The following is a 21304-nucleotide window of genomic DNA, read 5'->3' as shown; positions in this document are numbered from 1 at the left end:
TATTCTATGAAAAGAATAATTAAGAAAGTAGCAGTGCTTGGCTCCGGCGTGATGGGCTCCCGGATTGCCTGCCACTTCGCCAATATTGGCGTGCAGGTGCTGCTGCTCGATATCGTTCCGAAAGAGCTTACCCCCGATGAGGAGAAGAAAGGCCTGACGCTGGAGAGCAAGGCCGTGCGCAACCGCAACGTGAACAGCCACCTGCAGGCCGCTATCAACTCCAACCCGTCGCCGCTTTACCGCAAGTCCGATGCAAGCCTGATCCAGACGGGCAACTTCGACGATAACATGAAGGACATCGCCACCGCCGACTGGACCATTGAGGTAGTGGTGGAGAACCTGAAAATCAAGAAGCTGATCTACGACCAGGTGGAGCAGTTCCGCAAGCCGGGCACGCTGATCACGTCCAACACCTCGGGCATCCCGATTCACCTGATGGCGCAGGATCGTTCCGAAGACTTTAAGAAACACTTCTGCGGCACGCACTTCTTTAACCCGCCGCGCTACCTGAAACTGCTCGAAGTTATACCTACGCCGGACACTGACAAGGAGGTGACGGACTTCCTGATGCATTACGGTGATTTATACCTTGGCAAAACCACGGTACTTGCCAAAGATACGCCAGCCTTTATCGCGAACCGCGTGGGTATTTACGGCATCATGCAGACCCTGAAGGCCATGGAAAAGGTTGGCCTCACGATAGATGAAGTAGATAGGATTACCGGCCCGGTTGTAGGCCGCCCGAAATCGGCTACGTTCCGCACGCTGGATGTGGTTGGCCTGGATACTACGGTAAACGTGGCCAACGGACTGTACCAGGCCGGGGAGAAGGACGAGTCGAGAGACCTGTTCAAGATTCTGGGGTATGTGCAGCAGATGGTCGAGAACAAGTGGCTGGGCGACAAAACCGGCCAGGGCTTCTACAAAAAGACCAAAGACGCCAAAGGCAAAACCGAGATCCTGACGCTGGACCTGAACACCATGGAGTATGGGCCAAAGCAGCGAGTGAAGTTCCAGAGCCTGGAGGCGCTAAAACCAATCGATGACCTGAAGAAGCGCATCAAAGCCTTCTCGGCACAAACCGATAAGGCCGCACAGTTCTTCAACGAGACGCTTTATGGCCTGTTCCAGTACGTTTCCAACCGTATTCCTGAGATTTCTGACGAGCTCTATAGAATAGACGATGCCCTGCGCGCCGGCTTTGGCTGGGAGCTGGGTCCGTTTGAGTACTGGGATGCCATTGGCGCTCGTGAAGGCGTGCAGCGCATGATCGAAGCGGGTTACGAGCCTGCACCGTGGGTAGAGGAAATGCTGAATAATGGCAAAGAGGCTTTCTATATTGTAGAAAACGGCACGCGCCGCTATTACGATATCCAGACGAAAGAATACAAAGCCATACCTGGTGCTGAGAACTTTATCATACTTAATAACCTGCGTGGCAACAAGGTTGTCTGGAAAAACAGCGGCACAACCCTAACCGACATCGGCGATGGCATCCTGAACGTGGAATTCCATACCAAGATGAACACGATTGGTGGTGATGTGGTAGCCGGCCTGAATAAAGGTATAGAACTGGCCGAAAAAGAATTTAGAGGTATGGTTGTCGGAAACGATGCGGCTAACTTCTCGGCGGGTGCCAACGTGGCTCTGATCTATATGTATGCCCTGGAGCAGGAGTATGACGAGATCAACTTCATGATCAAGCAGTTCCAGGATGCCATGATGCGCATGCGTTACTCAGCCATTCCGGTCGTAGGCGCACCGCACGGCCTTACGCTGGGCGGTGGCTGCGAGCTAAACCTGCACTGTGACCACGTACAGGCTGCCGCTGAGACCTATATGGGCTTGGTTGAGTTTGGCGTTGGCCTGATACCAGGGGGTGGCGGTACCAAGGAGATGACAATGCGCGCCGCTGATATGTATGCTGACGGCGACATTGAGTACAACGACCTGAAGAACGTGTTCCTGACCATTGGTATGGCCAAAGTGTCTACCTCGGCCAAGGAAGCGATCGACTTGGGCTACATGCGCAAGTCGGATGGCATAACTATAAACAGCAAGCGCCTGATTGCCGATGCCAAAGCGCAGGCTATACTTCTGGCCGATGCCGGATATACTAAGCCGGTGCAGCGCACCAACATTAAGGTGCAGGGCAAAGGTGCCCTGGGCATGTTCCTGACCGGAGCCAACGCCATGTATAGCGGCCGCTACATTTCGGAGCACGATAAGAAGATCTCGGAGAAGCTGGCCTACGTAATGTGCGGCGGCGACTTATCGGCGCCAACCGAGGTAAGCGAGCAGTACCTGCTGGACCTGGAGCGCGAAGCCTTCCTGTCGCTGACAGGCGAGCGCAAAACGCTGGAGCGCATCCAAAGCATCCTGACCACAGGCAAGCCGTTGAGAAATTAAGGTATAGATAGTGGTTTTGAAGTTGGTACGAGCTACAAGCTCGCACCAGCGATCAACAATCAACCATTTAACAATAAAGCAATCCAAAAATGAACAATGCATATATCGTAGCCGGATTTCGTAGCGCAGTGGGCAAGGCTCCGCGCGGGGTGTTCCGGTTTACCAGACCCGATGACCTGGCTGCTGATGTCATCAAGCATGTGCTGGCTGCTGTGCCGGCTCTGGATCCTAAGCGCGTAGACGACCTGATTGTGGGTAATGCGGTGCCGGAGGCCGAGCAAGGCCTGCAGATTGGCCGTATGATCTCGCTGCTGGCGTTGCCAATGTCTGTTTCAGGCATGACGGTGAACCGCTACTGCGGGTCCGGTGTGGAAACTATTGCCATAGCTGCCAACCGCATCGCCGCAGGTATGGCCGACTGTATTGTTGCAGGCGGTACAGAGTCTATGTCGATGGTGCCGACGGCTGGCTGGAAAACAGTGCCGAACTACAAGATCGCCAAAAACAACCCGGACTGGTACCTGAGCATGGGCTTAACCGCTGAAGCCGTGGCAAACGACTACAAGGTTTCACGTGAAGACCAGGATGAGTTTGCGTTTAAGTCGCACCAAAAAGCGCTGAACGCCATCGAGAAAGGCTACTTTAAAGACCAGATCGTACCGATAACCATAGAGGAAACTTACCTCGACGAGAACGGCAAAAAGAAGACTAAGTCTTATGTGGTTGATACCGACGAAGGCCCGCGTGCCGATACCTCACTGGAGCGACTGGCTAAACTGAAGCCTGTGTTTGCGGCCGGAGGCACGGTAACAGCCGGTAACTCGTCGCAGACTTCTGATGGTGCTGCTTTTGTGATCGTAATGAGCGAGCGCATGGTAAAAGAGCTGAACCTGGAGCCAATTGCACGACTGGTAAGCTACGGCACCGGCGGCGTGGATCCGCGTATTATGGGTATGGGCCCGATTGCAGCAGTTCCAAAAGCGCTAAAGCAAGCCGGTATGACCTTGAACGACATCGACCTGATCGAAATGAACGAGGCCTTTGCCGCACAGTCCATCGCCGTAATGCGCCACCTGGATTTCGACCCGGAGAAACTGAATATCAACGGTGGTGCCATTGCGCTCGGTCACCCGCTTGGTTGCTCTGGCGCCAAGCTTAGCGTGCAACTGTTCAGCGACCTGCGCCGCACCGGCGGCAAGCACGGCATCGTTACCGCCTGCGTCGGCGGCGGCCAGGGTGTAGCAGGGGTGTTTGAATTGTTGAAATAACGACGCACGTAACACGACGCAAGACACACGACTAAGGTATGCATAACTTTAAAGAACTGCGGGTCTGGAAAGAAGCAATTGAGCTAGCTAAGCTGGTTTATAGAGTTACTTCCCTCTTTCCGCAGGAAGAACGTTATGGGCTTAAGTCACAGGTTAATCGTGCTGTAGTTTCTATTCCGTCAAACATTGCAGAAGGGGCGGGCCGAGGATCAGATAAAGAATTTGCACAGTTTCTGAAAATCGCGTTAGGTTCTGCTTTTGAACTTGAAACACAATTGATTTTGGCTGAATCTTTTGGGTTTGTCAACAAACCTCAATATTCAGACCTGACACAAAAAAACGAAGGCGTACAAAAGATGCTGAACGGCTTTATCAACATGCTTGATAAAAAGAGTCGTGTGTCTTGATACGTGATACTTGATACAACTGTAAGAAATTAGAATAGCCATGGAAAACCTAACTAAACCTTCCACCATCCAAGGTGGTGAATTCCTAATAAAAGAAACGAACCCGCAGGACGTATTTATACCTGCCGATTTTAACGAAGAGCAGCGTATGATGTCACAGACCTGTAAGGATTTTGTGCGCGACGAAGTATGGCCGCTCTTAGACCGCCTCGACAACCACGAAGAAGGCCTGATGGAGAACCTGATGAAAAAAGCAGGGGAGCTGGGGCTGTTCGCGGTATCAATTCCGGAGCAATACGGTGGCCTGAACATGGACTTCAACACGGCCTTACTGGTAACAGAATCAGTAGGTGGTGGCCACTCGTTCCCGGTCGCCTTTGCGGCGCACACGGGTATTGGTACGCTGCCAATTTTATACTTCGGTAACGAGGAGCAAAAGAATAAGTATATCCCGAAACTAGTTAGCGGCGAGTGGATGTCGGCTTACTGCTTAACTGAGCCAGACTCTGGTTCTGATGCGCTGGCGGCTAAGACCAAGGCTGTACTGAACGAGGCAGGTACGCATTACATCCTAAACGGCCAAAAAATGTGGATCACGAACGGTGGTTTTGCCGATGTGTTTGTGGTTTTCGCGCAGGTAGACGGCGACAAGTTTACGGGCTTTATTGTGGAGCGCAACTACCCAGGCGTAAGTCTTGGCAACGAGGAGCATAAAATGGGTATCAAAGGCTCATCTACCCGCCAAGTATTTTTCCAGGACTGCGAAGTGCCGAAAGAGAACGTACTTGGCGAGATCGGGAAAGGTCATTTAATCGCATTTAATATCCTGAACATTGGCCGTATAAAATTGGGTGCTGCAACCCTAGGCGCGGCCAAAAACGTAGCCGACCTATCGGTAAAGTATGCTAATGAGCGCCACCAGTTTAAACTGCCAATTTCTAAATTCGGAGCTATTCGTTATAAGCTGGCTGAGCAGGCTATCCGTATTTTTGCCGTAGAATCTGCGCTATATCGTTGTGGTATGGATATTTACCGCAAAGAGCAGGAGCTGATGGCTGGCGGAGCAAACGAGAACGAAGCCCTGTTGGGTGCTGCCCGCGAGTTTGCTGTAGAATGCGCCATGCTGAAAGTAGAAGGCTCTGAAGTACTGGATTACGTAGTGGACGAAGGCGTGCAGATCTACGGTGGCTACGGCTTCTCTGCCGATTACCCAATGGACCGTGCATACCGCGACTCCCGCATTAACCGCATTTTTGAGGGTACCAACGAGATCAACCGCATGCTCACCGTGGACATGATCCTGAAAAAAGCCCTGAAAGGCGAGCTTGACCTGATGGGCCCTGCCCAAGCAGTGCAGCAGGAGCTGATGGCTATTCCGGATTTCGGGGCTGAGGAAGAAGGTCTGTTTGCAGCGGAGCACAAAGCCATCAAGAACCTGAAAAAGGCCATCCTGATGACTGCCGGTACCGCCGTGCAGAAGTTTATGAACTCGCTGGCTAAGGAACAGGAAATTTTGATGAACATTGCCGATATGGCGATCAAAACCTACGTAGCGGAATCAACGCTGCTGCGCGTGGAGAAGCTGGTTGCCACGAAAGGCGAAGAGGCCGTTTCGAATGAGATTGATATCGTGCGCGTAGTAGTAAACGATGCCGTAGATACTTCTTTCAAGTCTGGCAAAGAGGCGATTGCCGCTATGGCCGAAGGCGATGAGCAGCGCCTGCTGTTTATGGGCCTGAAGCGTTTCACGAAGAAGGATCTTTTCAATACCAAAGAGGCACGCCGCCGCATTGCTGCCACTATGATTGAGGCAAACGAATTTGTGTATTAATTTCTGACCATTTATAGTTTAAAAGGCTGTTACCTAAGGTAGCAGCCTTTTTTTATGTTGTAAGCAGCGATGGAATTCTTGGTGTAATTTAAACTCGTCAAAAACCGGACAAATTTGATATTTAGATTGGCATAACCTATCCAGCACATGCCGCAAGTTTTCAACTGGCGTAAGTATAAACTCTTAGGCAGCGCCTTTAAAAACTGGCTGACCTATCCGACCGCTTCGCTCAAACTGGCGGTAGTTATAATTTATACTTCGATCATCTCACAAGCTACTTAATCTGAATCCTGCTTAACTGTAGCCCTGTATCCTTTTTACCGCTACGGATAACGGCGATAATGTCTTTTTCTGTGAGCCAGGTGGTGTAGGCTTTGAGGTAAGCTAGGTTTTTACCTGCCGGGATGCCGAGGTTCAGGCTTTGTGGCGCAGTGGCTTTTCCGGTGGCCGTATCTATCTGGCGGAAGTATAAATCATACTTGCCGCTGAGTGTCTCGAGGGTGAGAAGGCTGAGCGTGTTGCCCTGTAGGTTCGGGCTGTAAGAGATGCCGGAAAAACCCTCCGAAGCAGGGGCTTGCTGTTGCTTCATCAGCACGGAGCTCCAGTCGTGGTTCATGTACCGGTCGTAGGCAAACAGATGCAGCTCTTTGGCAACGTATGGCGCGTTGTCGCCGCCTTCGGTATACTTCTGCTCAGCTACTAAAACAAGGCGTTGCTCGGGCGTTAGGAACAGATCAGTAAGGTAGATGTCGTGGAGTTTGGTGTTGCTGCTCTTGTCGAGGGCGTTCACCTGGCGTACATAATCTGGGGAGAAACGAAACTCCTCTGCAAAAACCATGTCTTCGTTCTCGAAATCATACTTTACGGCCTTCAGGCTATGGTAAGCGCCGCCTTTTTCCTCGGCGGTAAGCACAGCGCCGTATAGCAGGCCATTGTCCATCAGTTTAAAGCGGGTATCCCGGATATATACTTTCTGGCCATCAAACACGCCACCCACCAGCACCGACATAACCTTGGCTTGCTTGCTGCCGGGGCTATACTTGCGCACGGTCAGGCGGTTCATCTCGTCCGAGATCAGGCTAAGGTATTGCTCGCCGGTGTTTGCCAGTTGTATGTCGGCGGTGAGGATGCCGGCCACGTCGCGGAGGTTATACATAACATCCTGCTCTGCCTGCAGGCTACCCGTGTAAAGCGTGCCGCTAATTTGTTGTATCCGGAAGCTGTTATCGGTGAGGTAACGGAAGGCAAGCACCTTGCTGCCGTCTGAAGAGATGGCCACGCCGGCGCGCCTGCCTTTGGCCGGGGCCTGCAGCAACTGCACCGGCTGCTCGTGCTGGCCGGTTTTCAGGTTGATGCGGTAGCCCTGCAATACCTGGTTTTGCCCTTGCAGCTGCCGCGTAACAACCAGCGCATCGGTAAGGTTAGCGGCAAAAGCCTCTACGGTTTCTTCGGGGGCCAACGGTATGCCTGCGCTCCACAGCTGTTTAAGCTCGGTGGTATACTTAGTTAAGGTATACTTGCCGCCGGTGCTGTGGTTAAGTGTAACAAAGGCATCGGGGCCTACAGCTATACTTTTGTGCGGCAGGCGCGGGTTATACTGGTCTTCGTCGGGGTTTGGCTGGTAGGTAAAGTTTACCGCTGCCTTAATTTTAGACTGGGCACGTATAAACTGCGGCAAACAGAGCAGGCACAAAAGCGCCGGAAGTATAAAATGCTTTTTCACGGGAAGTTTAACTGGGTTTTAACGCGTGTACTGTTGTTTTACAACAACGGTTGGCTGCTGCTGTTTATTCTGGGTGCCGAGCTAAGTAATAGGGTGGAGTTGCTAGAGTTTAGGTGTGGTTAGCATTTGTGATTTGCTATTCCTTTTATCTTTCTGAACTTCTTGACAAGGCAAAGTAAATCACATAAAACCAGCTAAAAAGTCCATGAAGTATAGCCCATAGAATGGATGCATTTCTAGACCAAGAAGCTACTACAGCAATAACAGCACCTAAGCCTACGCCATTTTTTATTACAGTTCTTCCAACTTCTTCTGTACTTGAATCTCCTTGTGCAAACAATGGTAGATAACAGATTAAGAAGACGATGATCAAGGTGAAAGTAAGTTTTCTGTTCATTTTTAGATGTGAGTTAGTATGGACACCTCAAATAGGTTTGGATTAATGTTAACGGTTGGTACATATAGCGAGCAAGGCGTAGCCAAGCATTAGGGCTGCACTGAGTTGGCTGAAATAGTTCTTTATTGGTATAGCTGGAAGGCTATCTCACTAATCCTTGCTACAGAATCAGATTCTAAACCGTTATATGTCAATCCGAAGCCTTTGCTTCTATAAATTACCCAGGAGGTATTTTTATAATCCGATTCCCCATTATATTCTGGAGAACCAAACCTTTCTTCAACATCTTTTCTTGTCAAGTCAAAGCTAAGTCCATAAGGCAATTTTCCTTCATAATTCTTATAATCTTCTGATAAATTTGAGTAGAGAAAGATTGCAACAAGTTTATTATCATAGTCGAAGTTAAAGCTAATACCTTTTCGGTGGTACTCTTCGTAGTAGCTATCTGTTGATTTGTACACTTTATCAGGTGCAGCACCGAAAGAATGCATAAATTGCTTTAACTCTTTATCTTTCTTTTTCCTATTCAAAAACCTGCTAATGTTGTCTTCATCTTTTAAAGTAAAGGTGAAGGTGAACCCTAAAAGGGATATGAATCCAAGGATGCTTATTGTTTTCATTTCTTAGTTTTTATTACAACCAACTAGCGGATATCAGTAATTATTACGTTTATCCAACTTACATTAATTGAATAAACGAAATACCCCCTCCGAATATACAACATTTGAATTATTCAAAGTATAAAAGTTGGCTATTGTTTCTCGTGGAACTTCTGGCGGCGCGGGGATATACTTTGGCTTATTCGGGGAGCACGCGCACGGGGTGTTTGTGCTCGTCTACGGCTACGAAGGCGAAGCTGCCGCTCACGGCTTTTATGCGCACATCAGAGTACATTTCCTCCACAAAAATCTCGACCTGCACTTTCAGGCTGGTATTGCCAACACTCACCACCCGGGCCACAAGCTCCACAATAGTGCCCGCTGGTATGGGTTGGGTAAAATCGATACGGTCGGAGGAAACGGTAACGACGCGCTTGCGGCAGAAGCGGGTGGCGGCGATAAAGGCTACCTCGTCCATAAGTTGCATGGCGGTGCCACCGAAAAGTGTGTCGTAGTGGTTGGTGGTGTTCGGGAACACGGCTTTAAAAATGCGGGTTTCGGACTGCGCAATGCGTTCTTCTAAGTTCATAAAGTATAAGGTTTAAATATGGCTGTTGTTGTGGCGCAGGCGCAAAGGCAGCTTTGGCTTTGCGGCAAGCACAAGTATAAAACGCAGGCTGGCGCAGCAGAAGGAGCGGGGAAAAGCAGGGAGAACGGCACGCGTATGCCGCACGATTATACTTTGTCCACAGGCCTTATCCGCGAAAGCATGCGTGTATGTGTCTGTGGCAAGTCTCCTGGCTTGTAACCTCGCTGCGGCCCTTCTCATCCTTCTTCCGGACAATGGACTTGTAATAGCAGCAAGTATAAACGTTACTTACAGTTGCGCGTCAGCCCGTGATTTACACACGGTTCCTTTTTAAACCCCGGTTATACTTAACCAAAGCACCGCAGACGCAGCAAAGGTAAGCTTTATTAGACGCTGGATTAGATGCTAGCCATTAGATTTTAGATACTAGACTTTCGGAGATGATGGGGGGACTTATACTTATACTTGTTCAGTGGTATCGAAGCTCACTTGCGTTTGCGCATTCTATATGCCGTTACAGGCGTAGTATGCAAAGGTAATAATAGAGCGATGTTCATCATATAAAGAACCTGACGAGAAGGAGAGCAAAGCTGATGCTACGAGCTACCAAGATCCTTTCAGGATGCCAAAAAAGAAGGGAGAGTTGCTCCTGTACTGGCCTCATGACCTTCTAACCTTTTAACACTCTAACTCTTTAACTCAACTTAACTGATCCTGCTCCAGTTTACAGAATTAGCGCTGAGCGACTGGATGTGGCGGCGGATGTTCTGGTGCTGCGGCTGCTCCAGTTGCGGGTCTTCGTTCAGGACTTTCTGGGCGGCGGCGCGTGCTTCCTGAAGTATGGGTGCGTCTTTGGAGAGGTCGGCGATGAGCAGGTCAAGTACGCCGCTTTGCTGGGTGCCCATCAGGTCGCCGGGGCCGCGCAGTTTCAGGTCGATGTCGGCAATCTCGAAGCCGTTGTTGGTACGCACCATGGTTTCGAGGCGTGTTTTGCTGTCTTTGCTTAGCTTGTAGCCCGTCATCAGGATGCAGTAGCTTTGCTCGGCCCCACGGCCCACGCGGCCACGCAACTGGTGCAGCTGCGACAGCCCGAAGCGCTCGGCACTCTCAATCACCATCACCGAGGCATTCGGCACGTTCACACCTACTTCAATCACGGTGGTGGCCACCATAATGTGCGTTTCGTGCTTCACGAACTGCTGCATCTCGTAGTCCTTGTCCTGCGGCTTCATTTTGCCGTGCACCATACTTACCTTATACTCCGGGAAAGCGCGCTTCACGCTCTCGTAGCCATCCATCAGGTCTTTGTAGTTCTCCATCTGCTCCGATTCCTCTATCAGCGGATATACAATGTATACCTGGCGGCCAAGTTGTATCTGGTCGCGGATAAACTGGAACACGCGCAGGCGGTGCGAGTCGAAGCGGTGCACGGTTACAATCTCTTTACGGCCGGCAGGCAGCTCATCAATCACCGATACATCCAGGTCGCCGTACAGTGTCATGGCCAGCGTGCGCGGAATAGGCGTGGCCGTCATCACGAGCACATGCGGAATAATACGCGGGTTTTTGCGCCAGAGCTTCGAGCGCTGCTCCACGCCAAAACGGTGCTGCTCATCCACGATGCACAGGCCCAGGTTCTGGAACTGCACCACGTCTTCGAGCAAGGCATGCGTGCCCACAATCATTTTCATGTCGCCGGAGCGGAGTTGCTCGTGCAGCAATCTGCGGTCTTTGGCTTTGGTGGAGCCGGTGAGCTTGCCCAGGTTTATACCTAAGCTGTCGGCAAATTTCTTTAGGCCCACATAGTGCTGGTCGGCCAGGATCTCGGTTGGCGCCATCAGCACCGATTGCGCCCCGTTGTCTGCGGCAATCAGCATGGTGATAAAGGCTACGATGGTTTTGCCCGAGCCCACATCGCCCTGCAGCAGGCGGTTCATTTGCTTACCGGCATTCAGGTCGGCGTAGATCTCCTTTACTACCCGTTTCTGGGCATTGGTCAGGTCGAAGGTCAGGTGGTTTTTGTAGAACTCCGTGAGCGTAGGCACCTGGTTAAAGATCTGCCCTTTTAGGTCGGCTTTGCGCACTACCTTCTGGCGGAACAGGCGCAGCTGTATGTAAAAAAGCTCCTCGAACTTTAGCCTGAATTTAGCTTTGTTATACTTATCTGAGGTTTCAGGAAAATGTATGTTGGCGTAAGCGCTGCGCTTGTCTATCAGGCGGTAATGGTCTATCAGCTCCGGCGACAGCGATTCCTGCACCTGCGGCAAGGCTACCTTCAGGAGGTGTTCCATCATTTTGCTGATAACCTTGCTGTCGATGCGGTGGGCCTTGAGTTTTTCGGTGGTATGGTAAACCGGCTGCAGAAACGAAGTGGTTTGCTTTTCCTCGGCCAGTTCCTCCAACTCGGGGTGCGCCATGTTGAAGCGCCCGTTAAACGAGGTCGGCTTGCCAAAAACTATGTAATCGGTATGGTTCTTCAGCGTTTTCTGCATCCATTTCACACCCTTAAACCATACCAGCTCCAGTTGGTCGCCGTTTTCATCTACCAGCGTAGCGGCCAGGCGCTGCTTGCGCCCTTCCCCGATCAGCTCCTTACCCCGAATGCGGCCACGCACCTGCACGTATGGCATGCTCTCGTCTAGCTCAGAAACTTTGTAGAACTGCGTGCGGTCGAGGTAGCGGAAGGGGTAATGCTGGATCAGGTCGCCGTAGGTATGGATGTTGAGCTCTTTCTGCAACAGCTCTGCCCGCATCGGCCCTACGCCTTTCAGAAATTCTATTTTGGTATTGAAGAAATTGCTCACGTGCTCTGGCTTGCTTAGGGTGAAAGATTGGCAAGTATAGATTACAAAAATACGCAAAAGCCCCGACAGGAGTAAATGCTGCCGGGGCTTTATACTTTATACTTACTAACTGGATCAGGATTTACAGTGAGAATGGATGGGCAGGATTTTTATTTCTACTTAGATCTTGCTAAAGTATGAGCCCTGCTGGTGCGAGCTTGTAGCTCGTTCCTATTTGTTTGAATTTCCTATCAAGATCAATATAAAAACCTTTGAGGTTTACTTTACAAGCTAGGCGATGCTAAAAAAATATTAAGATACGAGCTACAAGCTCGCACCAGCGTGGGGATGAATGGATGGACAGGACTTGAATTACTGCTCAGTCTTTTATCAAGAAAAATTTAACAATCAGCAATCAACCTACTTCCACTTCAGTGTATTGAGCAAGTGCACAATGTCTTTTTTCACAAACTCAATCACCGGGGCCAGCGAATCGTTTTGTGTGGCAGTTCTGAAGTATAAAGCACCGCGCAGGAAGTGCTTGCTGGAGTCAGTGACGTAGAACTGAAACTGGCTCGGCACCTCGCCTTCCAGCTCAAAAACCGCTGCTATATCGCCGGTAGGTACCTTAATCTGAGATTCCTCGATAGCGTAGGCCTTAATTTGGTGCTTTGCAGTAAGCTTGCGGGCATCCTCCACCAGGTTATTCAGCACTTGATCGTTGCTGCCTTGGATGTCTTTATATGTTAGCTGCACATTGGCACCAAGGCTTGGGTAAATAATGTTGATCCAGTGCGGTTGCGCAATGCCGGAAGAATCAGGTCGTATTTTGGCGTGGGTCGAGTACTCAAACGTATAGGGGTGCGCCTCCTGCAGCGGCTGGTAGGTTTGCTGCGGCAGGTCGATGCGGTTGAAGCCTTTCGGTTTTGGCGTGTATTCGGCCCCACAGGAGATAACCCCGGCAGCCAAACCGAACCACAAAAACACCTTTAGCTTAACTGACTTTATGGTATTGCTCTTTTTTGCTTGCGACATTGATTTTAACTCGTTTAACACGCTTGGTATCCGCCGACTCCACCGTAAAATGGAAACGGCCGTACGCGGCATCTTCGCCAACCCTCGGAATGCGCGAAAATAGCGCCAGCATCAGGCCTGCTACTGTTTCGTTCTCTCCTTTAACCTCTTCAAAGGCATCAAAGGGCACCTCTGTTATTTTGCAGAAGTCATGCAGCGAGGTCTTGCCATCAAAGATAAAGGTATTTTCATCGAGTTGAGAGTAAACGATGTCATCATCTTCGTCAAACTCGTCGTTAATCTCGCCTACGATCTCTTCCACAATATCCTCGAGGGTAAGCAAACCCACGGTGCCGCCATATTCATTTATCACGATGGCCATGTGCACATGCTTCTCCTTGAAATCCTGAAAAAGATCTGCAATTCGCTTGTTTTCAGGTACAAAGAACGGCGGGCGCACCAAGTGCTGCCAGTTAAAGTCGTTGCCTTTTCCGAGGTGCGGGAGCAGGTCTTTCACATAAAGTATACCTTCGATATGATCGGTGCTATGGGTATAAACCGGCACACGCGAGTAACCCCATTTTACAATTTCAGGCATTAGTTCCTGTAGCGTCATGGCGTTATTAAAGGCAATAATGTCCATGCGCGGGCGCATAATCTGCTTCACGCTGATGGCGCCAAAGTTTACCACGCCACGCAAAATTCTGCGCTCTTCGGGTGAGGTATCCGCATTGATCAGGGCCACATCCAGGCTATGATGCAGGTCCTCCATGGTGTGCGTATAGCCTCTAGCGATATATTTTTTTTCGATATACTCATTAATGGAAATCAGCAGCCAGGAAAGTGGCTGTATCATTACCTGTAGCTTATCGAACATGCCTGCCATATGCCCCACCAGGCGCAAGCGCCTTTTCTGGACGTATACTTTAGGTAGCACCTCGCCGCAGAACACGATAAAGAACGTCGCGAAAAGCATGCACAGCACCATAACGCTGGCTGGCAATACCATGCTGCCAAACACCTGCCAGGCCACATAGGCAAAGAGGGTGATGATGGCTACATTGATGCCGTTGTTAAAGATAAGTATGGTGGTGAGTAACTTGCGAGGGTTTTGCAGCAGACGGTATACGCGCTGCTCAGCAGGAAGCTTGCTTGTTTTGCACTGGTCAAGTTCCTGCTCCGTGAGGGAGAAAAAGGCTGCCTCGGCACCCGATGTAAGGGCCGAGAGCAGCAATAATACAATGCCGCCAAAAACAGCGACCAGATATTCGACCCTGAGCTGGGTTAAAGAACTTTGTAGAAGTTGAAGTAAAGTATAACTCAGGGGGTCTCCGGGATCTGTACTTTCCAAGATTGTTCAGTTTAGTGGAACATGGGTTAGAACGGCAGATCGTCCGGCTCGTCGTTCTGAAACGAAGATGCTCCGCCGCTATTGCCGCCAGCCGGTGCGCTTGTGCTATAATTGGCACCGCTGTTGCTTCCTGAGGATTCCTGGTAGTTTCCGCCACCGCCATTGCCATTGTCACTGCGGCTACCAAGCATGGTCATCTGGTCAGCTACAATTTCAGTGCTGTAGCGCTGTATGCCATCTTTATCCTGATAGTTATTGGTGCGGAGCCTTCCTTCGATGTAAACCGGATTGCCTTTTTTGAGGTACTTCTCGGCTACTTCGGCCAGGCCTCTCCAAAGCACAATGTTATGCCATTCGGTGCGCTCCTGGCGCTGGCCTTGCTTATCTTTAAAAGTCTCTGAGGTAGCAATAGGGAAACGGGCTACAGCCACGCCGCCTTCCAGGTGACGTACTTCAGGGTCTTTGCCCAGGTTGCCAATCAGGATTACTTTGTTAACACTTGCCATTTAGTAGGTTTTCGTTTTAAGGTTACAAATTTAAGGGTTTGCAGGCAGCATTTATATCACCTGCGAAATTATACTTTAAACCGACCTGTAAAATGCTTTTTGAAGGCCAATGGTTCAGTTATCAATATACTAAAATCTTAGCATTTTTCAAATAGTTGCTAATAAGAACCGGCTTAGGTAAGTCCTCTATCTCTTTAACGTTAAAAAGGGCTAATCTTGTTTCCTGAAGCACTTCCTGTGCCAGTGCCTGCTTTAATTTTATAACGTAAAACCGGGCGTTTATTTTCTGGTGGCTAAGTATGTGCTTATAATCTTTGGAGGGAGGTAAAAGCTGTGCCTCAGAGGTGGGCACACCTGCCTCCTGCAACTCCTGTAGCAGCTGCTCCATGGCCAACTCCTTGTTGTTGTTTTCATGAAGGTAGAAGTCATAAAGGCCTTGCCAGATGTCTCCTTCCAGGCGCTTGCGCATGTAATAGGCTCCATTCAACTCAAATACTACATAATGGAAATGCCGTGGCCGCGCCGCCTTTGCTTTGGATTTTACAGGAAGCTCCTGCACCATGCCGTGGTTAAAAGCGAAGCAACGCTGCTGTAAAGGGCAAAACATGCAGTCGGGCATTAGTGGCGTGCACTGTATCGCCCCGAACTCCATAATCGCCTGGTTATAGGTATCAGGCGCATCGGCTGGCACCAGTTCATCGGCCAGTTCCTGGAAAACCTTGCGCGAGGAAGAGGCGGCAATATCGTCGGAGATGCCAAAAACTCGTGCCAGTACCCTGAAAACATTGCCATCCAGCACCGCCACTTTTTCCTTATAAGCAAAGGCAGCAATGGCAGCGGCTGTGTAGCTGCCTACTCCTTTCAGCTTGATCAAGCCTTCGAAAGTATTCGGGAAATTGCCGTTAAATTCTGTGACTACCTGTTGGGCGGTATGGTGCATGTTGCGCGCCCGGGAGTAGTAGCCAAGGCCTTGCCATAAGCGCAGCACCTCGTCCTGAGGGGCTGCTGCAAGATGCTGCACAGTAGGGTAGGTTTCCGCAAAACGTTGATAGTATGGCAGCCCTTGCGCCACCCGGGTTTGCTGCAAAATCACCTCAGAAAGCCAAATAAAGTATGGATCTGTAGTGTCGCGCCAGGGTAAGGAGCGTTTGTGGTGCTCATACCAGCGGATGAGCGCCTGGGCAAAGTAAGGGTGTGCAGTTTCCGTCATGTGTGAAAATAAGTAACGTTCGGGGGAACAGGCAAAGGTAAGGCTTTGTTTGGAGCGGGGCGATGCCTGGGTTAAATGGATAAACATTGAAATATATAAGTGCTTGCTGCGTTAAGGGGTGGCAGGCATGGCACGGAGGTTGCACAAAGCGGGTAGCAGGCACGAAAAAAGGCGCTGATTATAGACCTAATAATTTAGCGCTAAAGCTTTTACTATTCGAAAAGTAGAACTACCTTTGTGCCCCGAAAATTAGGAAACGAGAGCAAACGCCCTGATTCTCAAACAGTAGAAAGTTAACGTATTATTAATTTTATAAAACTCTAAGAAAGTGACTAAAGCAGAAGTGATATCAGAAATTGCTGATAAGACAGGGATCGATAAGGCAGATGTACAGTCTACAATCGAGGCTTTCTTCAAAGTGGTGAAGGACTCAATGGCTGATGGCAATAACATCTACGTGAGAGGTTTTGGTAGCTTTGTGAATAAGAAGCGTGCGAAGAAAGTTGCTCGTAACATTTCTAAAAACACATCTATCATCATCGACGAGCACTTTATCCCTAGCTTTAAGCCGTCTAAAACCTTCATCCAGAAGATTAAAAACAGCAAAAAGATTCAGGAAGTAGCGCATTCTTAATTTTTTGTATCTTTGCTGATCAGAATTGTTTTAACTTGAAACAGCCGCTTAGGTAAAAAGAATGAAACGGACACAAATATTGATCGTTGTTGTAGCCATCGTGTTGGTGGGCGTTATATTCTTTTTACCTAAAGTTGTTGTTAACGACGAAGACAAAAGCGATCTTGCCAATTCCGAAAATGCGACTGCCGTACCGGAAGGCCACTCAGAAGATGATGGCCATAACCATGGTGCTGAGTCAGGGGCAACAGCAGATGCGCATATGAGCGCTACGCCTGAGCAATTGATGGAGCTGGCAACGGCCCGGGCCAAGTATAATAAAACGTCGGACGAGCAGGCGCGTAACCGTGTGGCTGCCGAACTGGCCGAAGCTTATGCCAACGCTACCAAGTATGATAGCGCTGGATACTATTATGAAATAGCCGCTAAAGCCCGTGGCGGCGAGAGAAGCTATAAGAAAGCGGGCGATGCCTATTACGAAGCCTTCACTTTTGCTGCCACGCAGGAGCGTGCCAGTGAGTTAGGAGCCAAGGCCCGTGGCATGTATGAGCAGGTTCTGAAGAATAACCCGACAGACCTGGATGCCAAGACAAACATTGCAATGACTTACATCGCGACATCAAATCCGATGCAGGGCATTACATTGTTGCGGGAGGTAATTGCCTCAGACCCTAACAACCAAAAAGCACTGTTTAACCTCGGTATTCTGTCTATACAGTCTAACCAGTACGACAAAGCTGTAGAGCGTTTCCAAAAACTGGTGGCCGTTAACCCGGACCACGTGGAAGGAACCTTCTACCTGGCGGTGTCGTTGGCTGAGACGGGACAGAAGCAAGAGGCCAAAGCGTTGTTTACTAAAGTGAAAGGGATGAGCAATGACCCTGCGCTTGCGTCTTCCGTAGACGAGTACCTGGCAAAGCTCAACTAAAGAATTAAAGAAATCATCCATAAAACAAAAACTACAAGATTATGCCTTGCGGAAAGAAAAGAAAAAGACATAAGATCGCTACTCACAAAAGAAAGAAGCGCTTAAGAAAGAACAGACATAAGAAGAAGTAATTTCTTCTGCGTTTACGAGGGCCCACTTTGCATTTGCTAAAGTGGGCTTTGGTCTTATACATCCAACATAACCATTTGAGAGAAATTGAGTAACGAACTGATTATCAATTCTACTCAGGATGGGGATCGCATTGCGCTTTTACAGGACAAACGCTTAGTTGAGTATCACTTCGAGTCGAAAGACACGGACTATATTGTAGGTGATATTTTCCTGGGTACTGTAAAGAAAGTAATGCCTGGACTGAACGCTGCTTTTATTGATATTGGCTACCACAAGGATGCTTTTTTGCATTACCATGACTTGGGCGCTAATATTAAAACGCTTAACAAGTATGTAAAAGCAGCGCAAACACAGAAGAACGCAACACCCAAGCTAAACCAGATAAAGTTTGAGCCTGAAATAGACAAGCTCGGAAAAATAGCGGATGTCCTTAAAAAAGGTCAGCAGCTGTTAGTCCAGATTGTAAAAGAGCCTATTTCAACCAAAGGCCCGCGCCTATCTTGCGAGCTTTCCCTTGCCGGGCGCTACTTAGTACTCGTGCCGTTTTCAAACACGGTAAGCGTATCCAAGAAGATCGTCAGCAAAGAGGAGAGAACCCGCCTGAAGCGTCTGATCACGAGTATAAAGCCGGAAAACTTCGGCGTGATTATCCGGACGGTGGCAGAAGGCCGCGATGTGGCAGAGCTCGACAGAGACCTGCGCAACATGTTAGCAAATTGGGATGAGGGCTTCAAAACTCTCAGGATAGCAAAGCCAAACGATAAAATCATTGGTGAGCTAAATCGTTCTTCCTCCATTTTGAGGGATTTATTAAACGAGAGCTTTGATAACATAGTAGTTGACGATACGCAACTCTATGACGACATCAAGGCATATGTGCAAAGTATAGCGCCAGAACGAATCAAAATTCTGAAGCATTATACTGGCAAAACCAAAACCTTTGAACACTTCCACATCGAGAAACAGCTAAAGGCTGCTTTCGGAAAGACCGTGACAATACCAGGTGGCGGATACCTGGTGATAGAGCACACCGAAGCGCTGCATGTGATTGACGTGAACAGTGGGAACAAATCTAATACCGAAACCGATCAGGAGGCAACCGCACTGCATGTAAACATGATGGCTGCCAAAGAAGTGGCTCGCCAGCTGCGCCTCCGGGATATAGGTGGTATCATTGTAGTTGACTTCATCGACATGAAGTCGCCAGAAAACCGCCAGAAAGTATATGAGGTTGTAAAGGAGGAAATGAAAAAGGACCGTTCTAAGTCCACTATTCTCCCAATCTCAAAATTTGGCCTGATGCAAATTACACGCCAGCGTGTGAGGCCAGAACAAAATATTATAACCGGCGAAGTTTGCCCTACGTGCAACGGCTCTGGTAAAATAACTGCCAGCATACTGGTAACAGACGAAATTGATGCAGCGGTAGACGACCTGCTGACGAGCCACAACCACAAAAGCTTGCAAGTATACTTACACCCGTTTGTGCATGCCTATTATACCAAAGGCCTACTCTCAAAACAGGTGAAGTGGTTCTTCAAGTACTTTAGGTGGGTGAGCCTCATAAAAGATACTTCTCTTGGCATCATGGACTTTAAAGTTATGGACAGCCGTGGAGAGGAAATTGAACTGCGAACCGCCTTTAGCGAACCTGTTGGCGTGCAAAATACAGAAGAAGAGTAAACATTACTGCTCTGAACGAAAAAAGCCGCTGCTAAATTTAGCAGCGGCTTTTTTCGTTTATGGAATTCTTGCTTTATCTAAAACTTAATACCAAAATCTAGTGACACCCCGTTGTTCTTGATAGAGATGTTCTTATCGTTAAGGCGCTCCTCGTAGAAGTCATCAATATCTGTCAGGCCACGGTGATAAGTTAGCCCTGCGAAAAGCTTGGTGCTTTGGCCCATCTGAAACTCAGCGCCACCGCCCAAAATCGCATCCGCTTCAAAAATATTGAAACGCTTGATCACTTTCTCGCTATTGATCACTTTCTTGTCATCCACTTGGGCCGCAACCTTCGTGTTAAGCGAGCCACCAACCTGGAAGTAAAGTATTGTGCCTGGAGCAACCTCGTTGGTAAACAGCTTCAAAGTTAAAGGCAGTTCAATGTACTGGATTGTCAGGTCATCTTTCTCGCGGGTAGGGTTGCCGTTACCGTCAGTTGTAATGTAAGAAATTTCGCTGCCTTTGCCGCGGTAAATAAGTCCCGTGCTGAAAGCGTAGTTCTGTGCGAAAAAGTAGTCGGCGATAACCCCTACACCAAGGCGCAGGTTATTGCTCTCTTTCTCAAAACCATGCCTATCTTCGGCTACAAAGCGGTTGCTGGATATAGTAGGTGATACTTGCAACCCGATTTCAATCTGGGCCATGGAAGTGAACCCGGCACACAGAAACAGCATTAAAAGTGTAAGTTTTTTCATCAACGTAGTTAATTTATACTTTGTGTTACCCTAATACGAAGGAACACCCTATTTTTGTACAAAGATACAAAACAATGTATTACAGATTTTTTATACTTATGTTACTGGTGTTAGCTATTGGCTGCACCGAGAAAGGCTGCGAACTGCCTGAGGAAATTGCTAAAGTGCCTGTTAGTGTGCAGGTTGAGCGACTAGAGCAGCCGTTTTTCGCGGTAAAATCTAAAGCTGAAATGTCTGCTTTTTTAAGAGCGCACCCTGTGTTTGCAGATAAATACCTGCAGCAAAGAAGCTATCCTTCAGACTCAGCCTTTATCTTGCCGCTATATGATATTGCTACCAACCCCTCCCTGGATTCGCTTGCGCAGCAGGCTACTGAGGTTTTTGGAGATATGGCAGCGCAGCAAGAGCAACTGGAGCGCGCTTTTAAAGTGATAAAGTATAACTACCCCGAGTTCCAGGTTCCACGTGTAATGACTTTCGTGACCGGGCTTGGCACACTGGGCAGCGACTTGTTCGTTTCTGATAGCTTGCTGGTTTTCGGCATCGATTACTTTATTGGGCCGAAAGCTATGTACCGCCCGCAGGCCTACGAGTACATTCTGCAGCGCTACGAACCGGAAAAGATGGTGCCAGCGGCCATGCTGTTGCTCTCGAATCGTTTTAATAAGATAAGTGGCTCAGACCGCACCTTACTTGCCGAAATGATAAGTATGGGCAAAGCCTACTACTTCGTAAAAGAAGTACTGCCATGCGTGCCGGATGCGCATATCATTTCTTATACCGAAAAAGAGATTGCTGATGTAAACCATAATGAAGGGCGCATTTGGGCACACTTTGTAGAGAAAGAGCTGTTATTTGAAAAGGCACCTTTTGTTGTTAACAAATACATTGGCGAACGGCCTAACACACCTGAGATAGACGCTACGGCTCCGGGTCGCATTGGTGCTTGGGTAGGTTGGCAGATTGTGCGCAAGTACATGGAGCGCAACCCCAATGTAACGCTACCTGAACTAATGGCTGAAACCGACTACCGCAAAATCTTTAACGAGTCTAAGTATAAACCTGAAAAAAAGCGGTAGCGCCTATTTCGTTAGCGGTAGTGC

Annotated in this window: 19 protein-coding genes and 1 riboswitch; of the genes, 9 read left to right on the top strand and 10 right to left on the bottom strand. The window is 49.0% G+C overall.

Going from position 1 to position 21304, the window contains the following annotated elements:
• Nucleotides 1-6: 6 nt before the first annotated feature.
• The 4 genes from D1627_RS09005 to D1627_RS08990 all read left to right on the top strand — a co-directional run bounded on the left by D1627_RS09005 (nucleotide 7) and on the right by D1627_RS08990 (nucleotide 5915).
• The gene (locus tag D1627_RS09005) at nucleotides 7-2409 is read left to right on the top strand and encodes a 3-hydroxyacyl-CoA dehydrogenase/enoyl-CoA hydratase family protein (protein ID WP_119431928.1); all 2403 of its coding nucleotides are present in this window, start codon (nucleotides 7-9) and stop codon (nucleotides 2407-2409) included.
• 89 nt (nucleotides 2410-2498) lie between these two features.
• Nucleotides 2499-3677, top strand: a complete 1179-nt coding sequence (locus tag D1627_RS09000; protein ID WP_119431927.1) for an acetyl-CoA C-acyltransferase — start codon at nucleotides 2499-2501, stop codon at nucleotides 3675-3677.
• A gap of 38 nt (nucleotides 3678-3715) precedes the next feature.
• Nucleotides 3716-4084, top strand: coding sequence for a four helix bundle protein (locus D1627_RS08995; RefSeq protein ID WP_119431926.1), 369 nt, complete (start codon nucleotides 3716-3718; stop codon nucleotides 4082-4084).
• Between the two features lie 40 nt (nucleotides 4085-4124).
• Complete coding sequence (locus tag D1627_RS08990) at nucleotides 4125-5915, top strand: acyl-CoA dehydrogenase family protein (protein WP_119431925.1); 1791 nt, start codon at nucleotides 4125-4127, stop codon at nucleotides 5913-5915.
• Between the two features lie 274 nt (nucleotides 5916-6189).
• Here D1627_RS08990 and D1627_RS08985 read toward each other — a convergent pair whose 3' ends face one another.
• From D1627_RS08985 to D1627_RS08970, 4 genes are all read right to left on the bottom strand, one after another.
• Nucleotides 6190-7638 (bottom strand): hypothetical protein, encoded by a 1449-nt coding sequence (locus D1627_RS08985; RefSeq protein WP_147383257.1) that lies wholly within the window; start codon nucleotides 7636-7638, stop codon nucleotides 6190-6192.
• Between the two features lie 145 nt (nucleotides 7639-7783).
• Nucleotides 7784-8035: a hypothetical protein gene (locus tag D1627_RS08980; RefSeq protein ID WP_199688410.1), complete on the bottom strand. Its 252-nt coding sequence runs from the start codon at nucleotides 8033-8035 to the stop codon at nucleotides 7784-7786.
• 122 nt (nucleotides 8036-8157) lie between these two features.
• Nucleotides 8158-8655 carry a hypothetical protein gene (locus D1627_RS08975; RefSeq protein WP_119431923.1) on the bottom strand — a complete coding sequence of 166 codons (498 nt, stop codon included), beginning with the start codon at nucleotides 8653-8655 and terminating at the stop codon, nucleotides 8158-8160.
• 178 nt (nucleotides 8656-8833) lie between these two features.
• A complete protein-coding gene (locus D1627_RS08970) occupies nucleotides 8834-9223 on the bottom strand; it encodes an acyl-CoA thioesterase (RefSeq protein ID WP_119431922.1) in 390 nt (129 codons plus the stop codon).
• Nucleotides 9224-9241: 18 nt separating this feature from the next.
• Between D1627_RS08970 and D1627_RS18330 the strand changes: the two genes are divergently transcribed.
• The gene (locus D1627_RS18330; protein ID WP_158607164.1) at nucleotides 9242-9442 is read left to right on the top strand and encodes a hypothetical protein; all 201 of its coding nucleotides are present in this window, start codon (nucleotides 9242-9244) and stop codon (nucleotides 9440-9442) included.
• A riboswitch (cobalamin riboswitch) is annotated at nucleotides 9405-9602 on the bottom strand. Its footprint overlaps the gene before it by 38 nt.
• Before the next feature lie 325 nt (nucleotides 9603-9927).
• Here the strand turns inward: D1627_RS18330 and recG are convergent.
• The 5 genes from recG to mutY form a co-directional block, all read right to left on the bottom strand.
• Entirely contained in the window at nucleotides 9928-12027 is a 2100-nt protein-coding gene (gene recG, locus D1627_RS08965) for an ATP-dependent DNA helicase RecG (protein WP_119432507.1), read from the bottom strand.
• Between the two features lie 399 nt (nucleotides 12028-12426).
• Nucleotides 12427-13041, bottom strand: a complete 615-nt coding sequence (gldD, locus tag D1627_RS08960) for a gliding motility lipoprotein GldD (protein ID WP_199688409.1) — start codon at nucleotides 13039-13041, stop codon at nucleotides 12427-12429.
• Nucleotides 13001-14371 (bottom strand): gliding motility-associated protein GldE, encoded by a 1371-nt coding sequence (gene gldE, locus D1627_RS08955; RefSeq protein WP_233555573.1) that lies wholly within the window; start codon nucleotides 14369-14371, stop codon nucleotides 13001-13003. Before gldE ends, gldD begins: the two co-directional genes overlap by 41 nt.
• A 26-nt stretch (nucleotides 14372-14397) precedes the next feature.
• A complete protein-coding gene (locus D1627_RS08950; RefSeq protein WP_119431920.1) occupies nucleotides 14398-14877 on the bottom strand; it encodes a single-stranded DNA-binding protein in 480 nt (159 codons plus the stop codon).
• A 121-nt stretch (nucleotides 14878-14998) separates the two neighbouring features.
• Nucleotides 14999-16087, bottom strand: coding sequence for an A/G-specific adenine glycosylase (gene mutY, locus D1627_RS08945; protein WP_119431919.1), 1089 nt, complete (start codon nucleotides 16085-16087; stop codon nucleotides 14999-15001).
• A gap of 328 nt (nucleotides 16088-16415) precedes the next feature.
• Between mutY and D1627_RS08940 the strand changes: the two genes are divergently transcribed.
• The 3 genes from D1627_RS08940 (at nucleotide 16416) to D1627_RS08930 (ending at nucleotide 19464) form a co-directional block, all read left to right on the top strand.
• On the top strand, nucleotides 16416-16721 hold the full coding sequence (locus D1627_RS08940) for an HU family DNA-binding protein (protein WP_025608210.1): 306 nt from the start codon (nucleotides 16416-16418) through the stop codon (nucleotides 16719-16721).
• 61 nt (nucleotides 16722-16782) lie between these two features.
• Entirely contained in the window at nucleotides 16783-17649 is an 867-nt protein-coding gene (locus D1627_RS08935) for a tetratricopeptide repeat protein (protein WP_119431918.1), read from the top strand.
• 216 nt (nucleotides 17650-17865) lie between these two features.
• A complete protein-coding gene (locus D1627_RS08930) occupies nucleotides 17866-19464 on the top strand; it encodes an Rne/Rng family ribonuclease (protein WP_119431917.1) in 1599 nt (532 codons plus the stop codon).
• Between the two features lie 77 nt (nucleotides 19465-19541).
• Here the strand turns inward: D1627_RS08930 and D1627_RS08925 are convergent, their stop codons facing one another.
• Nucleotides 19542-20201: a porin family protein gene (locus D1627_RS08925; protein ID WP_119431916.1), complete on the bottom strand. Its 660-nt coding sequence runs from the start codon at nucleotides 20199-20201 to the stop codon at nucleotides 19542-19544.
• Nucleotides 20202-20275: 74 nt separating this feature from the next.
• Between D1627_RS08925 and gldB the strand changes: the two genes are divergently transcribed.
• On the top strand, nucleotides 20276-21280 hold the full coding sequence (gldB, locus tag D1627_RS08920) for a gliding motility lipoprotein GldB (protein WP_233555572.1): 1005 nt from the start codon (nucleotides 20276-20278) through the stop codon (nucleotides 21278-21280).
• The last annotated feature ends 24 nt before the right edge of the window (nucleotides 21281-21304 follow it).

The organism is Pontibacter oryzae (genome assembly GCF_003576375.1).
Classification (GTDB): domain Bacteria; phylum Bacteroidota; class Bacteroidia; order Cytophagales; family Hymenobacteraceae; genus Pontibacter; species Pontibacter oryzae.
This window is presented reverse-complemented; position numbering and strand designations above follow the sequence as displayed.

What these genes read in the sequence shown, in the direction of transcription:
- D1627_RS18330 (WP_158607164.1), top strand. Translation starts at nt 9,242, where the DNA reads ATGGCTGTTGTTGTGGCGCAGGCGCAAAGGCAGCTTTGGCTTTGCGGC.
- gldD (WP_199688409.1), bottom strand. Translation starts at nt 13,041, where the DNA reads ATGTCGCAAGCAAAAAAGAGCAATACCATAAAGTCAGTTAAGCTAAAG.
- D1627_RS08990 (WP_119431925.1), top strand. Translation starts at nt 4,125, where the DNA reads ATGGAAAACCTAACTAAACCTTCCACCATCCAAGGTGGTGAATTCCTA.
- D1627_RS08950 (WP_119431920.1), bottom strand. Translation starts at nt 14,877, where the DNA reads ATGGCAAGTGTTAACAAAGTAATCCTGATTGGCAACCTGGGCAAAGAC.
- D1627_RS08980 (WP_199688410.1), bottom strand. Translation starts at nt 8,035, where the DNA reads ATGAACAGAAAACTTACTTTCACCTTGATCATCGTCTTCTTAATCTGT.
- D1627_RS08995 (WP_119431926.1), top strand. Translation starts at nt 3,716, where the DNA reads ATGCATAACTTTAAAGAACTGCGGGTCTGGAAAGAAGCAATTGAGCTA.
- gldB (WP_233555572.1), top strand. Translation starts at nt 20,276, where the DNA reads ATGTATTACAGATTTTTTATACTTATGTTACTGGTGTTAGCTATTGGC.
- mutY (WP_119431919.1), bottom strand. Translation starts at nt 16,087, where the DNA reads ATGACGGAAACTGCACACCCTTACTTTGCCCAGGCGCTCATCCGCTGG.
- D1627_RS08975 (WP_119431923.1), bottom strand. Translation starts at nt 8,655, where the DNA reads ATGAAAACAATAAGCATCCTTGGATTCATATCCCTTTTAGGGTTCACC.
- D1627_RS08970 (WP_119431922.1), bottom strand. Translation starts at nt 9,223, where the DNA reads ATGAACTTAGAAGAACGCATTGCGCAGTCCGAAACCCGCATTTTTAAA.
- D1627_RS08925 (WP_119431916.1), bottom strand. Translation starts at nt 20,201, where the DNA reads ATGAAAAAACTTACACTTTTAATGCTGTTTCTGTGTGCCGGGTTCACT.
- D1627_RS08935 (WP_119431918.1), top strand. Translation starts at nt 16,783, where the DNA reads ATGAAACGGACACAAATATTGATCGTTGTTGTAGCCATCGTGTTGGTG.
- D1627_RS09000 (WP_119431927.1), top strand. Translation starts at nt 2,499, where the DNA reads ATGAACAATGCATATATCGTAGCCGGATTTCGTAGCGCAGTGGGCAAG.
- D1627_RS09005 (WP_119431928.1), top strand. Translation starts at nt 7, where the DNA reads ATGAAAAGAATAATTAAGAAAGTAGCAGTGCTTGGCTCCGGCGTGATG.